This window comes from Cellulomonas sp. P4_A2 (assembly GCF_056402515.1).
In genome coordinates this window covers 89,001-102,635 of sequence record NZ_JBFUHG010000005.1, presented here as the reverse complement: position 1 = coordinate 102,635, position 13,635 = coordinate 89,001, and the positions used below count along the sequence as shown (strand labels likewise).

Genomic DNA, 13,635 nt, shown 5'->3' with positions numbered 1-13,635 from the left:
TACCATCCACGGATGCGGCGGATCGTGGGCATCGACGTGGCGCGGGGCATCGCCGTGCTCGGGATGATGACCGCGCACGTCGGACCGGACGACCACGGCCCGGTGCCGCCCGGCGGCTTCGCGCAGCTCGCGGACGGGCGTCCGTCGGCCCTGTTCGTCGTCCTCGCCGGCGTCTCGCTCGCCCTGCTCTCCGGCGGAGCGTCCCCGGTGACCGGCAGCGCGATGTCGCAGGCGCGCGGTCGCGTCGTCGTCCGCGCGCTCCTGGTCCTGGTCCTCGGCGTCTTCCTCGTCGCGCTGGGCACGCCCGTCGTGGTGATCCTGCCGACGTACGCCGTCCTGTTCGTCGCGGGGAGCCTCGTCCTGGGCTGGTCGCGCCGCGCGCTCCTGGTCGCGTCCGCGCTGTTCGCGGTGCTCGGCCCGCCGCTCGCCCTCTGGATCGTCGACGAGCCGGTCCAGCAGAACACGCCCCTCGGCCTGCTCGTCGGCGAGCACTATCCGGGCCTGATCTGGATGTCCTACCTGCTCACCGGCCTCGCCGTCGGGCGCAGCGACCTGCGCTCTCCGCGGCTGCGGCAGGCCGGTCTGCTCGTCGGGATCGGCCTGGTCCTCCTCGGGCACGGCGGCTCGTGGGTCGTCGAGCGGGCCACCTCGTGGCCGACCGAGCTGACCAGCAGCGAGCCGCACGCCTCGTCGACGTTCGAGCTGATGGGCAACACCGGCGTCGCCTTCCTCGTCATCATCGCCTCGCTGCTCGCGGCCGAGCACTGGCCGCGCGCGGTCTCCCCCGTCGCTGCCGTCGGCAGCCTCGCCCTCACGGCCTACACCGTGCACATCGTGGTGATCGCGACATCGGCGACACCGTCGTCTGGCAGCCGACCGTCGCCGGCTGGCTCGCGTTCCTGGGCGTCACCACCGCCGCCTGCTGGACCTGGGCCCACTTCCTGGGGCGCGGACCCCTGGAACGGGTCATGCACGAGGTCTCGACGAGCGTCGTGCAGCCGCCCGTGCGACAGCCGAGCCCGTAGGGCCTTCAGGCCAGGACGAGGATCGCCCCGACCACCGCCAGCGCGGGAAACAGTCCCTGGGTCATGGCTGCCCGGGCCATGCGGCGGTCGGTCACGACCAGGACCAGCGACGCCGCGAGCATCGTGCCGCAGCCGAACAGGACCAGGGCCAGGCCGACGTCCTCGGGGCCGACGAGGGCCAGCACGACCCCGACGACCGTCCCGATCGCCAGGAACAGGTTGTAGAAGCCCTGGTTGTACGCCCACGGCTTCACCGCGGGCACGTCCTGCGTGCGCGTCCGGAACCGTGCGTGCACCGCCGGCTGCTCGAACATGACCGACTCGTACGCGAAGAACAGGACGTGCAGAACGGCGGCCAGCACGGCGAAGACTGCGGTGGCGATGAGCATCGGGCCAGTCTGCCTACCCTTGTCGGATGACCACCACCACGCCACTCCGGGGATCCGTCCTCGACCGGGCCACGTGGCAGGCACTCTCCGACCGGCACGCGGTCCGCGCCGACGACTTCACCGCGGGACGACGCGAGCGCCGGTCGAGGCACGAGAAGCACGCGATCGAGGACTTCCTGTTCGAGTACTACCCCGTCTCGCCGGCCGCCCTGCGGCGCTGGCACCCCGGTGCGGGCGTCGCGCTCGCCCCCGGTCCGGTCCCGCACACCCAGTGGCGCTGGTACGCGACCGACGGCGACGGCGTCGTCAGCCTCGACGTCGAGGCGTACCTGGCCGAACGCGGGGAGTCACTGCGGTTCATCGCGGGACTGCTCGGATCGACCCTCTCCCGGCCCGCGTTCACCGGCTGCTTCGGCCTGCACGAGTGGGCGATGGTCTACCGCGAGGGCGACGACGAGCACCGACACCCCTTGCCTCTGCGGCTCGGCGCGGCCGGCACCGACGCCGTCGTGGAGTCGCACCGCATCCGTTGCACCCACTTCGACGCCTACCGGTTCTTCACGCCCGAGGCCGTCGAGCGCAACACGCTGCGTCCCACCCGCGCCAACCAGGTCGACCTGGAGCAGCCGGGCTGCCTGCACGCCGGCATGGACCTGGTTGTAGGTGAAACAGGCAGCGCTCAATTTGCTGGTGATGTCTCGCTGACCAGCGACGACGGCGTCAGGACGTTGCTGCCGCTGACCCGCGAGACGCAGGCGGACTACGAGCAGCCGGGATGTCTTCACGCAGCCATGGATTGCTACAAGTGGGCGAGCAAGCTCGGCCCGATCGTGCCGGGCGAGCTGCTGCTCGACTGCTTCGAGCTCGCGATGGAGATCCGCTACACCGACATGGCGGCGTCCCCGTACGACTTCACGTCCTACGACCTGGCACCGATCAAGATCGAGACCCCCGAGGGCAAGTCCGAGTACGTGCGGCGCCAGCGCGACTATGCCGAGCGCTCGAACGCGCTGCGCAGGCGACTGCTGGCGGCCTGCCGGATCGTTCTGCCCTCCGTCGCGGACGAGTGAATCGCAGGATATTTAACGCAGAACTGCGTTAAATATCCTAGAGTGAGGTCATCGCGGAGCGCGATGCACCGAACGGAGGCCGACGAGTATGGCTGTGCAGACGGACATCGACACGGCGGCCGGTGGGCGCACCGGCTGGTCGCACTCCGCCGAGCGCGACATGGTGATGGCGATCGGTGCGGCCGCACTCCTCACGCCCGCCAGCTACGTGCTCGGCCATCTTCTCGGTTGGACCTCTGAGGTCGAGTGGCTCGAGGTCCTCGCGGTGGCGACGTCGTACGCCAGCACCGCGCTCTGCATCCTCCAGCGTCGGTTCAACTATGTCTTCGGAGCCGTGAGCACGGTCCTGTACGCGGCGCTGTTCTTTCGGCACGGTCTGATCGCCTCGGCGCTGCTCAACGTGTACCTGACCCCGCAGCTCGTCTACGGCTGGTTCCGCTGGCGCCGGGACGCCGACACGCGGCCCGTCACGTGGCTCGTCAAGGAACGTCGATGGATCCCGGCGTACGTCGGGGTGACGATCGCCGCGTACGCCGGCGGCGTCTGGCTCGTCGGCGTCCTCAGCGGGCACCTCGCCTGGGCGGACTCGGCGATCCTCGCCGGCTCCCTCCTCGCCCAGTTCCTACTCGACAACAAGCGCATCGAGACCTGGTTCGTGTGGATCGCCGTGAACGTCATCGCCGTCTGGACCTACATGGCGTCGGGACTCGTCGTCGCGGGCATCCAGTACGTCCTGTTCATCGCGACGGCCGTGCTCGGCTTCGCCGCCTGGCGCCGGAGTATGCGATGAGCGAGCGCGCGTGGGTTCTCCTGACGGCACTCCCACCGACCACGGGTCACGGCGACTTGATCTCCTTCGCCACCCGGGCGGCCCGGACCGTCCACGTGGTCCTGTGCACGCAGCCGAGCGAGCCGCTCGCCGACGAGCGTCATGCCGCACTTCTCACGCTGGCACGCCGGCCCGAGCTCGGCGGTGCCGTCGTCGTGCACCGCATCCACGACGAGCTGCCACAGGAACCGGCCGACGCGGCCGACTTCTGGCCGATGTGGCGCGGCCTCCTTCGCGGCCTCGGTGCACAGGACGGGGACCTGGTCGTCACCTCGGAGGCCTACGGCGCCGACCTCGCGGCAGCGATCGGCGGCCGGTTCCTGCCCTACGACCCGTGCCGCCTGGTCAACCCGGCGAAGGCCACCCGGGTGCGCGACCACCCGATCGACGCGTTCTCCGAGCTGCTCCCCGAGTTCCAGCCGTACCTGCGCAAGCGAGTCACGGTGTTCGGTGCCGAGTCGGTCGGCAAAACGACGATGACGCGACGCATGGACGAACTCGGTCTCGCCGTGGCGCTCCCCGAGTGGGCCCGCCCGTACCTCGAGCTCGACGTCGTCGGGCCCGAGGTCACTCGCGAAAAGATGTACACGATCTGGCAAGGCCAGCTCGCCCAGCAGCTAGCCGCGGAGGCGATCGCGACCCGGCGCGGCCGGCCGTTCATCGCCCAGGACACCGACCTCTTCTCCACGGTCGGGTACTGGCTGCTCAAGGGTGCCGAGTTCGGCGAGCCCGAGGTGCCACCCGCGCTCTGGGCCGACGCCACCCAGAACGCCAGCGACCTGTACCTCATCCTCGGCCAGGACGCCGTGCCCTTCGAGTCCGATCCGCTCCGATACGGCGGCGACCGGCGGGAGTCCAGCGACGCTTTCTGGGTCGACTTGTGCGAACGCGCCGATCTGAACTGGGTGCTCGTCGAGGACACGACCGTCGCCGCGCGCGAGGAGCGGGTCGTGGCAGAGCTCCGTCGCACGTTCGGTGCCCCGCTCACCTATCGACGCCGAGGGCGCGAGTACCAGGCCGCAGGCGGTCGGGCATGACGCTCGCTCGCGACGCCTCGGGCCGGGCGCTTGAGGACTACCCGCGCCCGTCGGTCGCCGTGGACACCGCCGTCCTCACCGTCGATCGGGGACTGCTCTGCGTCCTGCTCGTTCGGCCGACCAGCTCCGAGCCGGCTGCGGCGTGGCGGCTCCCCGGTACGTTCCTGCACCCCGCAGAGACGTTGTCGGACGCGGTCGTGCGCTCGCTCACGGTCAAGGCCGGAGTCACCGGTCTTCGACCGGAGCAGCTCCACGTATTCGACGACCCTCGCCGTGACGACCGCGGGTGGGTGCTGTCGGTCGCCCACCTCGATGTCGTACGTGCTGACCGCATCCCGTCCCGACCCGAGAGCCGGCTCGTGCCTGTCAGCGAGGTTCCCGACCTGCCGTTCGACCACCGCTCCATCATCGACTTCGCAGTCGCCGAGCTTCGCAGCCGCTATGAGTCCTCGGCCGACCCGTTCTCGCTCGTCGAACACGCAGAAGCCGACGGCGCATTCACCCTGCTGGAACTGCGAGCGGTCCACGAGGCGGTCGCCGGCCATCGCCTGCTGCCCGACACCTTCCGCCGCGCGATGCGCACGTCTCTCGTCGAGACCGGACGGCGGAGCCAAGGGCGACGCGGGAAGCCAGCAGAACTGTTCCAAAGACGAGTCAACTGAGGGTCCATGTCCACCGCGTCGACAGGCCGGAGCACACGACATGCATGTTGGCGGCACGCACTAATGGAGGTCTACAAGTGGGCAACGAAGCTCGATCCCGTCGTGCCCCGGCGACCTGCTCCTGGACTCCTTCGAGCTCGCGCGCGACATCCGCACCCTCGACATGCGGGCGTCGCCGAACGACGTCTCCTCCTACGGCCTCGAGCCCGTGGCCATCGAGACGCCCGACGGCAAGGCCGCCTACGCCGCGGCGCAGAAGGGCTTCGCCGAACGCGGGAACGTCCTGCGCGCCCGGCTGGTCACGGTCTGCGACGAGGTCGTCGAGGGCCGACCGGGCGACAGCAGCTGAAACTCCCCCGCCGTGTCCGACCCGCTGGGTACGGTGACGTTCGTGCCAGCCCGCTGGACCGCCGAGCAGGTGCTCGCGGTCGCCCCCGATGCCGCCTCGGCGGCGGCCGGGCGCAAGCTGGCCGCTCCTGGGCCGTGGTCGGACACCGGCAGCACGGCGGACCCCGCCGCGCTGTGGGGCTCGTGCGCGGGCTCGGGCAAGAACCCATACCAGACCGTCGTCGACCTGGCCGGCCCCGCGTACAAGTGCTCGTGCCCGAGCCGGAAGTTCCCCTGCAAGCACGCCCTCGGCCTGCTCCTGCTCTGGTCGGCGGGGCAGGTCCCGGACGCGTCGACCCCGAGCGACGCGGTGACCTCGTGGCTCGAGGCTCGTGGGGCCCGCGCGACCAAGGCGGCGGAGCGCCCGTCGACGCCGGACCCCGTCGCGGCCGCCCGGCGCAGCGAGGACCGGGCTGCCAAGGTCACGGCCGGCGTGCAGGACCTGGACCGCTGGCTTCGCGACGGGGTGCGCACCGGGCTGGCCGGTGCCGAGCGCGCCGGCTACGCCCAGCTCGACGGGGTCGCCGCGCGGCTGGTCGACGCGCAGGCTCCCGGGCTCGCGGGGTCGGTGCGCAGGCTCGCATCGGTCGCGGCCAGCGGCGAGGGCTGGGCCAGCCGGCTGGTCGAGGAGTACGCGCTGCTGCACCTCCTGGTCAACGGGCACGCGAGGCTGACCGAGCTGCCGGAACCCCTGGCCGCGACCGTCCGGACCCGCGTCGGCTACCCCGTGCGGGTGGACGACGTCCTCGCGACGGCCGGCGTGCGTGACCGGTGGGAGGTCGTCGGGCTGCGCGACGGGAACGACGGCCGCCTGACCACCCGGCGGGTCCACCTGCACGGGACGAGCACCGGGCGTGACGCCCTCGTCCTGTCCTTCGGGGTCGCCGGCCAGCCGCTCGACGCGTCCCTCGTGCCCGGCACACGCCTCGACGCCGACGTGCACTTCTACCCCGGGGCGCACCCGGTCCGCGCCGCCGTGGGCACGCGCCACGGCGAACCGGAGCCCACGGGCACCGTCGCCGGGCTTGACCTTGCCGGTGCGACGACAGCCTGGGCCGCGGCCGTGGCCGCCGATCCGTGGACCACCGAGCTGCCGCTCCTGCTGACCGGCGTGCGCGCCGTACCTGGCGACCCGTGGCACGTCGTCGACGCGTCGGGGCAGGTCCAGCCGCTGGTCTCGTCGGAGAGGCTCTGGACCGTCCTGTCCCTGTCCGGCGGACTGCCCGTGACCGTCTCGGCCGTGCGGACCCCGGCCGGGCTCGACATCGGCGGGGCCCGGACCGACGACGGGTGGGTGACCTGGTGAGCACGGCGGCGTGGGACGACGTGGTGACCTCCGCCCTCCTGGGCACGGACCGCCGCATGCTCGATCCGGGCCTGCTACCGGGCGAGGTGGGGCGCCTGGGCGCCGAGCTGCCCGCGTCGGACGCGCCGGGCCGGCTGCTCGGGGCGGCCGCCCTGTGGACGGTGGCCGCGCGGGCCGGCTCCGCGCTCGCGTCGCCCGCGGTCGCACCACCCGAACCGTCGCCTCCCGAGACCGGGCGGGTCGCCGGTCCGGCTGCACGGGCGCGGCTGGACGGTCTGCTCAGCCGCGCGGACGGCGAGGGCGCCACGTTGCTCACGCACTGGCTCCGGGCAGCCGCCGAGCGCGGGCTGGTCGCACCGCCGGCGTGCCTGCCCGGGCTCCTCGAGCTCGCGCGCACGCAGCGTCGGTACGCCGACGGCGTCCGCGCCGTGCTGGGTGCGCGCGGTCGGTGGCTCGCCGCTCAGCGGGCGGACTGGGCGGACGCGCTCGGGGAAACGCCGGAGGCGCCGTCCGACCAGACCCGCGAGACGGCCGCCGACCGTGCGCGCAGGCTCCGTGCGTCCGCGACGCAGGACGAGGCGACCCTCGAGGCGGCTCTGGCCGACCGGTCGGTCGAGGTCCGGACCGTGGCTGTCGACCTGCTCGGCCGGCTCCCCGACAGCGCCTTCACGCGTGACGTCGTCCTGCGCGCCGCCCCCGCGCTGCGCATCGAGCGGCAGCGGCTGCGCCGGACCCTCGTCGTGACCCTGCCCGACGCCGACGTGCCGGTGCGCAAGCCCGACCCGTTCCCGGCCACCCCCACCGGAACGGGACGCGGCGCGTGGCTGCTGCAGAACCTGATCGGCGCGACCCCGCTCGACCACTGGGAACGGGCGACGGGGACGACCCCTCAGGACCTGGTCGACCTCCCCGTCGCGGACGACCTGCACCCGGCGGTCCGCGCGGGCTGGCTGCAGGCGGCGGCCCGGCAGGGCAATCGGCCGTGGGCGCGGGCACTGCTCGCCGCCAGCCCGTTCGACCGCTTCCTGCTGGACGTCCTGCCGGAGGACGAGCGCGTCCATCGGCTGCTCGCGGCACTGCGTGCCTCCGATCACGCCTCGTTGACCACCGCCTTCGACCTCGCGGTCGCGATCGTGCCCGCGCCGTGGCCGACCAGCCTCGTCGACGCCGCACTGACCGCGATCAGCACGGGCGAGCCGTGGAAGACCTGGTACGCGACCCAGGTGCACGGACAGCTTGCCGCAGTGCTCCCGGACGACGAGCGCACCGAGGCGGCCGTCCGCGCGGCCGCGCTGCGCCGGTTCGACAGCGACCCCTGGCACTCCGCGCTGCAACGCACCGCCGACCTCCTGTTCACCCGCCGCCAGATGCTCGAGGAGCTCCGTTGACCACCACACCGACCCCGGCCCTTCTGCGACCGCACGCCGAGCAGGCCTTCGCGGGCGAGCTGGCGGCACTGGCCGCCGTCGACGACCGCCTGCGCCCGCCCGCGTGGCTCCTGTCGCCGTGGGCGGTCGTCACCTATCTGCTGGGCGGGACGCTGGCCGACGGCACGGTGATCACCCCGAAATACGTCGGGCCGCGACGGCTGATCGAGGTCGCGGTGGCGACCCTGGCCACCGACCGGGCGCTGCTGCTGCTCGGCGTGCCCGGGACCGCCAAGACCTGGGTCAGCGAGCACCTCGCCGCGGCGGTCTGCGGGCGCTCGACCCTGCTCGTGCAAGGCACGTCCGGCACCGGCGACGAGGCGGTCCGGTACGGCTGGAACTACGCGCGCCTGCTCGCCGAAGGCCCGTCGGACGCTGCGCTCGTGCGCTCCCCGGTCATGACGGCGATGCAGGACGCCAGCATCGTCCGGATCGAGGAGCTGACGCGCATCCCGTCGGACGTGCAGGACGCCCTGATCACGGTGCTGTCCGAGAAGACCCTTCCGGTGCCCGAGCTGGGCACCGAGGTCCAGGCGGCCAAGGGCTTCAACGTCATCGCGACCGCGAACGACCGCGACCGGGGGGTCAACGAGCTCTCGTCCGCCCTGCGGCGACGGTTCAACACCGTGGTTCTGCCCCTGCCCGCCAGCGAGGAGGACGAGGTCGACATCGTCACCCGGCGGGTCGCGCAGCTCGGCCTCTCCCTCGAGCTGCCCGCCGCACCGGTGGCCGAGGCGGAGATCCGTCGCGTCGTCACCGTGTTCCGGGAGCTGCGCTCCGGGCAGACGAGCGACGGCCGCACCAAGGTGAAGTCCCCGTCTGGCACCCTGTCGACGGCTGAGGCGATCTCGGTGGTCACCAACGGCCTTGCCCTCGCCGCCCACTTCGGCGACGGGGTGCTCCGGCCCGAGGACATCGCCGCGGGCATCGTCGGCTCCGTCGTCAAGGACCCGGTCGCGGACTCCGCGGTGTGGTTCGAGTACCTCGAGGCCGTCGTGCGCGAGCGCGACGGCTGGCACGAGTTCTACAGCGCGTGCCGCGAGGTCAGCGGGTGACGCAGGTCGAGGTTCTCGGCATCCGGCACCACGGCCCCGGGTCCGCCCGCGCCGTCGTCGCCGCGCTCGACCGCCTACAGCCCGACGTGGTCCTGATCGAGGGACCCGCGGACGCCGACCCCCTCACGCTGGTCGCCGGCGACCCCGAGCTGGTGCCGCCGGTCGCTCTCCTGGCCTGGTCGACCGCCGTGCCGGGGCTGGCTGCCTTCTGGCCGTACGCCGTGTTCTCCCCCGAGTGGCAGGCCCTGCGGTGGGCAACGGAGCACGGCGTGGAGGTCCGGTTCTGCGACCTGCCGTCCTCCGCCGCCCTGGTCCCGGTCGGAACCCCCGAGGAGGGTCCCGACGAGGAGCAGCCCTTGCTCCGCCACGACCCGCTCGGCACACTCGCCCAGGCCGCCGGGTATGACGACGCCGAGCGCTGGTGGGAGGACGTCGTCGAGTCGCGCACCGACGGCCCGAGAGTCTTCCCGGCCATCACGGCAGCCATGGCCGAGCTGCGCGACGCGGCCGGCCCCCTCGCCGGGCCGCAGGCGCAGCGCGAGGAGGCCCGCGAGGCCTTCATGCGACAGACGCTGCGGTCCGTGCTCAAGGGCGGTGCGGAGCGTGTCGCGGTCGTCTGCGGCGCCTGGCACGCACCGGCCCTGGATGGCAGGCTGCCGCCGGCGACGGCCGACGCCCGCGTCCTCAAGGGGTTGCCCAAGGTTGCGTCGTCGATCACCTGGGTGCCGTGGACCTCGTCGCGGCTGGCCAGCGCGTCCGGGTACGGCGCCGGCATCGTGTCCCCCGGCTGGTACCACCACCTGTTCACCGCACCCGACCACGCCGTCGCCCGCTGGCTGACCCGCGTCGCGGGAGTCCTGCGTGCCGAGGACCTGCCGGTCTCGTCCGCGCACGTCATCGAGGCTGTGCGGCTCGCCGAGACGCTGGCCGGCATCCGCGGCCGCCCGGCTGCCGGCCTCGACGAGGTGCAGCAGGCCACCCGCGCGGTGCTCTGCGACGGCGACGACACCGCGCTCGACCTGGTCACGCGGCGACTCGTCGTCGGCGAGTCGCTCGGGCACGTCCCGGAGTCGGTCCCCACCGTCCCCCTCGAGGCCGACCTGCGCGCGACCGCCCGGCGGCTGCGGTTCGCCCCGGACCCGCTGCAGCGCACGGTCGAGCTGGACCTGCGCAAGGACACCGATCTGCAGCGCTCACGGCTGCTGCACCGGCTCGCGCTCCTCGGCATCGACTGGGGCCGGCCCACCCACGACACCCGACGCAGCACCGGGACGTTCCGGGAGACGTGGTCGGTCCAGTGGGATCCCGGCCTGTCCGTCGCGATCATCGAGGCCGCCGTCTGGGGAACCACGGTGCCGGCCGCCGCCACGGCCGCGGTGCGCGACCAGGCGTCCACCGCCACGCTCGCCGGACTGACCCAGCTGGTCTCGCGGGTCCTGCTCGCCGACCTCCCCGAGGCGATGCCGACGCTCCTGGACGCCCTGCGCGAGCGGGCCGCACGCGAGCTCGACGTCACCCACCTGATGTCGGCGCTCCCGGCCCTGGTCCGCGCGCAGCGGTACTCCGACGTGCGCGGGACGGACGCCGACGAGCTCGCGGTCGTCGCGGACGCGCTCCTGATCCGGATCTGCGCCGGGCTCCCGGCCGCGGCCACGGGGCTTGACGACGACGCCGCCCGCCTCCTGCGCGAGGCGCTCGACGCCGTGCACTCGGCCGTCCTGCTGGGCGAGGACCCGACCGACACGGAACGGTGGACGGCCGCGCTGCACGGGCTGTCGGACCGCGACGACGTGTCGGGAGTGCTGGTCGGCCGCGCGACACGGCTCCTGCGCGACGGGAGCCGGATGGAGCCCGCCGAGGCCGCCCGACGGCTCGGCCGAGCGCTCTCGGTCGGCGCGGACGCCCCCGCGAAGGCGGCGTGGATCGAGGGATTCCTCGACGGCGGGGGCCTCCTGCTGGCACGCGACGCGGAGCTGCTCGCGCTGCTCGACGGGTGGGTGGTCGAGCTGCCGGAACAGGAGTTCACCGATGTCCTGCCGCTGGTGCGTCGGACGTTCGGGGCCTTCGCGCCGCCCGMGCGGCGCGCGATCGGCGACGCCGTGCGACGGTCTCCCGGCTCGGCCCGGGCCGGCGCGGCGCCCACGACCGAGCTCGACGACGACCTGGCCCTGCCCGCCCTGCGCACCGCCGCGCTGCTCCTGGGGGTGACCGCATGACCGTCGACGAGACCGGCCGGCTGCGCCGGTGGAGGCTGCTGCTCGGTGGCGAGGGCGGCGGGCAGGCGACGCTCGCCGGAGGCGACGGATCGATGGACGCCGCGCTCGCGGCCCTCTACGACCGACCGGCCGGAGACGCGGGTGACCGGTCCGCGGGCCTCGGCGCGTCGGCACCACGGGTCGCCCGCTGGCTGGGTGACATCCGCACGTACTTCCCGAGCACCGTCGTCCAGGTGATGCAGCGCGACGCCGTCGACCGGCTCGGGCTGACCCGTCTGCTGCTCGAGCCCGAGCTGCTGGGGGCCGTCGAGCCCGACGTCCACCTCGTCGGCACCCTGCTCTCGTTGAACAAGGTCATGCCCGAGACGACGAAGGCCACGGCCCGCGAGGTCGTGCGCCGTGTGGTCGAGCAGATCGAGCGCCGCATCGCCGACGCCACCCGCTCGGCCGTGACCGGCGCGCTCGACCGGTCGTCACGGACAAGCCGCCCCCGCCCGGCCGACATCGACTGGGACCGCACCATCCGCGCCAACCTCCAGCACTACCTGGCGGAGTACCGGACCGTGATCCCGGAACGGCTGGTCGGCCACTCGCGCCGCAACCACGTCGTGGCCCGCGACGTGGTGCTCGCGATCGACCAGTCGGGGTCGATGGCGTCGTCGGTCGTCTACGCGTCCGTGTTCGGCGCCGTGCTCGCCTCGATGCGCTCGCTGCGGACGTCGCTCGTCGTGTTCGACACCGCGGTCGTCGACCTGACCGAACTGCTGTCCGACCCCGTCGACGTCCTGTTCGGCACGCAGCTGGGCGGCGGGACGGACATCAACCGGGCCATCGCGTACAGCCAGAGCCTGATCACCCGGCCCACAGATTCACTGTTCGTGCTGATCAGCGACCTGTACGAGGGCGGGGTCCAGGAGGAGATGCTCCGGCGGATCGCCGCGATGAAGTCCTCCGGCGTCCAGGTGGTCGTGCTCCTGGCCCTCTCGGACGACGGCACGCCCGCGTTCGACCGGGAGAACGCCGCGGCGCTTGCGGAGCTGGGCGTGCCGGCGTTCGCGTGCACCCCCGACGCCTTCCCGGACCTGCTCTCGGTGGCCCTGTCCCGTCGCGACGTCGGAGCGTGGGCACAGCGCCGGGACGCGGCGGCCGCGAAGTCCTAGACCCCGGACACGCGGCGCGCGTCGTCCGGACCAAGCATCCAGCGGATCGTGCGGGTCACGGTCTCACCCGCGAGGCGGGCACCGGCGCGGCGCACGGGTCCGGGGTGCCGGACGCCGAGCTGCTCGCAGGCCCACAGGGGCAGCGACGCGACGGCGGCACGGGCGAGCGAGGCGTACGCGGGCCGCAGGGTCCACGGCACCGGCGGCTCGTGGAGCAGGAAGTCGGCGGCCTCGCGGGCGGCGGTGGACGGGCCGAGGACCGGTCGGAACTCCCGCAGCGCGATCGCCAGCTCGGACACGGAGGTGGGGACCTTCTCGGCCCCCAGGGCGACCGCGACCCGCGCGGCCTGCTCGACGTACCGGTCGGCGTCGACCGCGTCGATGTGCCGCTGGCCGTAGAGCCGGTAGGACCGCAGGAAGCTGTCCACCTCGGCGACGTGGACCCAGCGCAGCAGCGTGGGGTCGGCTGCCGCGTACGCGATGCCCTCGGGCGTGGTGCCGCTGATGCGCTCGTGGACGGCCCGGACGCGGTCGATGGCGGCCTGCGCGTCGTCGGCGGTGCCGAACGTCGTGACCGCCAGGAAGGTGCTGGTCCGCGCGAGCCGGCCCCAGGGGTCGCCCTTGTACCCGGAGTGCGCCGCGACGGCTGCCATGGCCGCCGGGTGCAGGGACTGCAGGAGCAGCGCACGCATCCCGCCGACGAACATCGAGGCGTCGCCGTGCACCGCGCGGATCGGTGAGCCGGGCAGGTACCAGCGAGGGCCGGGCGTGAGGTGGATCCGCTCGCGCTGGGCGATGCCGTCCGGACCCGCGACGCGCAGGAAGAGCTCGGTCCCGGCGCGGTCACGCAGACGCGACAGTCCCTGCAGCATCGGCCCACCGCCTCTCGTGCCCGGGTCGGAGCACTGGCTCGGTCCGACCGCTCGATGCTAGGTCGCCGACCGTCGTCGCGCGCACCGGCGGAGTCAGACGGAGGCTCGGCGTGCATCGGGCCCGCCCGACCGGGCGGCCCACGGGCCCACGCCAGCCAGCGGGCCTGTCCTTTTCCGCGGTTCACCTGGGACGATGCCGC

Annotated in this window: 12 protein-coding genes and 1 pseudogene; 11 read left to right on the top strand and 2 right to left on the bottom strand. The window is 73.4% G+C overall.

The window, feature by feature from the left end:
* Positions 1 to 12: 12 nt before the first annotated feature.
* Positions 13 to 501: pseudogene (locus tag AC1DUE_RS06735) on the top strand (heparan-alpha-glucosaminide N-acetyltransferase domain-containing protein); the annotation flags it as partial.
* A 529-nt stretch (positions 502 to 1,030) separates the two neighbouring features.
* Here AC1DUE_RS06735 and AC1DUE_RS06730 read toward each other — a convergent pair.
* Complete coding sequence (locus AC1DUE_RS06730) at positions 1,031 to 1,414, bottom strand: DUF1304 domain-containing protein (RefSeq protein ID WP_477038631.1); 384 nt, start codon at positions 1,412 to 1,414, stop codon at positions 1,031 to 1,033.
* 26 nt (positions 1,415 to 1,440) lie between these two features.
* On the opposite strand from AC1DUE_RS06730, the gene AC1DUE_RS06725 reads away from it, so the two are divergent.
* The 10 genes from AC1DUE_RS06725 (at position 1,441) to AC1DUE_RS06680 (ending at position 12,563) form a co-directional block, all read left to right on the top strand.
* A complete protein-coding gene (locus AC1DUE_RS06725; protein WP_477038630.1) occupies positions 1,441 to 2,484 on the top strand; it encodes a 3-methyladenine DNA glycosylase in 1,044 nt (347 codons plus the stop codon).
* Between the two features lie 88 nt (positions 2,485 to 2,572).
* Complete coding sequence (gene pnuC / locus AC1DUE_RS06720; protein ID WP_477038629.1) at positions 2,573 to 3,274, top strand: nicotinamide riboside transporter PnuC; 702 nt, start codon at positions 2,573 to 2,575, stop codon at positions 3,272 to 3,274.
* Complete coding sequence (locus AC1DUE_RS06715; RefSeq protein ID WP_477038628.1) at positions 3,271 to 4,350, top strand: AAA family ATPase; 1,080 nt, start codon at positions 3,271 to 3,273, stop codon at positions 4,348 to 4,350. Before pnuC ends, AC1DUE_RS06715 begins: the two co-directional genes overlap by 4 nt.
* On the top strand, positions 4,347 to 5,012 hold the full coding sequence (locus AC1DUE_RS06710; RefSeq protein ID WP_477038627.1) for an NUDIX hydrolase: 666 nt from the start codon (positions 4,347 to 4,349) through the stop codon (positions 5,010 to 5,012). The genes AC1DUE_RS06715 and AC1DUE_RS06710 overlap by 4 nt, the downstream gene beginning before the upstream one ends.
* Positions 5,013 to 5,175: 163 nt before the next feature.
* Positions 5,176 to 5,361: a hypothetical protein gene (locus AC1DUE_RS06705; RefSeq protein ID WP_477038626.1), complete on the top strand. Its 186-nt coding sequence runs from the start codon at positions 5,176 to 5,178 to the stop codon at positions 5,359 to 5,361.
* A 42-nt stretch (positions 5,362 to 5,403) separates the two neighbouring features.
* Positions 5,404 to 6,705, top strand: a complete 1,302-nt coding sequence (locus AC1DUE_RS06700; protein WP_477038625.1) for an SWIM zinc finger family protein — start codon at positions 5,404 to 5,406, stop codon at positions 6,703 to 6,705.
* Complete coding sequence (locus tag AC1DUE_RS06695; RefSeq protein ID WP_477038624.1) at positions 6,702 to 8,093, top strand: DUF5691 domain-containing protein; 1,392 nt, start codon at positions 6,702 to 6,704, stop codon at positions 8,091 to 8,093. The genes AC1DUE_RS06700 and AC1DUE_RS06695 overlap by 4 nt, the downstream gene beginning before the upstream one ends.
* Entirely contained in the window at positions 8,090 to 9,187 is a 1,098-nt protein-coding gene (locus AC1DUE_RS06690) for an ATP-binding protein (protein ID WP_477038623.1), read from the top strand. The genes AC1DUE_RS06695 and AC1DUE_RS06690 overlap by 4 nt, the downstream gene beginning before the upstream one ends.
* The gene (locus AC1DUE_RS06685) at positions 9,184 to 11,403 is read left to right on the top strand and encodes a DUF5682 family protein (protein WP_477038622.1); all 2,220 of its coding nucleotides are present in this window, start codon (positions 9,184 to 9,186) and stop codon (positions 11,401 to 11,403) included. Before AC1DUE_RS06690 ends, AC1DUE_RS06685 begins: the two co-directional genes overlap by 4 nt.
* Entirely contained in the window at positions 11,400 to 12,563 is a 1,164-nt protein-coding gene (locus AC1DUE_RS06680) for a VWA domain-containing protein (RefSeq protein ID WP_477038621.1), read from the top strand. The genes AC1DUE_RS06685 and AC1DUE_RS06680 overlap by 4 nt, the downstream gene beginning before the upstream one ends.
* On the opposite strand, the gene AC1DUE_RS06675 is transcribed toward AC1DUE_RS06680, so the two are convergent.
* The gene (locus AC1DUE_RS06675) at positions 12,560 to 13,435 is read right to left on the bottom strand and encodes an oxygenase MpaB family protein (RefSeq protein ID WP_477038620.1); all 876 of its coding nucleotides are present in this window, start codon (positions 13,433 to 13,435) and stop codon (positions 12,560 to 12,562) included. The two genes, AC1DUE_RS06680 and AC1DUE_RS06675, sit on opposite strands and share 4 nt — an antisense overlap.
* Between the last annotated feature and the right edge of the window lie 200 nt (positions 13,436 to 13,635).

Excerpts from the sequence above, each read along its gene's own strand:
- AC1DUE_RS06680 (WP_477038621.1), top strand. The coding sequence starts at position 11,400 with ATGACCGTCGACGAGACCGGCCGGCTGCGCCGGTGGAGGCTGCTGCTC.
- AC1DUE_RS06730 (WP_477038631.1), bottom strand. The coding sequence starts at position 1,414 with ATGCTCATCGCCACCGCAGTCTTCGCCGTGCTGGCCGCCGTTCTGCAC.
- AC1DUE_RS06705 (WP_477038626.1), top strand. The coding sequence starts at position 5,176 with ATGCGGGCGTCGCCGAACGACGTCTCCTCCTACGGCCTCGAGCCCGTG.
- AC1DUE_RS06725 (WP_477038630.1), top strand. The coding sequence starts at position 1,441 with ATGACCACCACCACGCCACTCCGGGGATCCGTCCTCGACCGGGCCACG.
- AC1DUE_RS06710 (WP_477038627.1), top strand. The coding sequence starts at position 4,347 with ATGACGCTCGCTCGCGACGCCTCGGGCCGGGCGCTTGAGGACTACCCG.
- pnuC (WP_477038629.1), top strand. The coding sequence starts at position 2,573 with ATGGCTGTGCAGACGGACATCGACACGGCGGCCGGTGGGCGCACCGGC.
- AC1DUE_RS06715 (WP_477038628.1), top strand. The coding sequence starts at position 3,271 with ATGAGCGAGCGCGCGTGGGTTCTCCTGACGGCACTCCCACCGACCACG.
- AC1DUE_RS06675 (WP_477038620.1), bottom strand. The coding sequence starts at position 13,435 with ATGCTGCAGGGACTGTCGCGTCTGCGTGACCGCGCCGGGACCGAGCTC.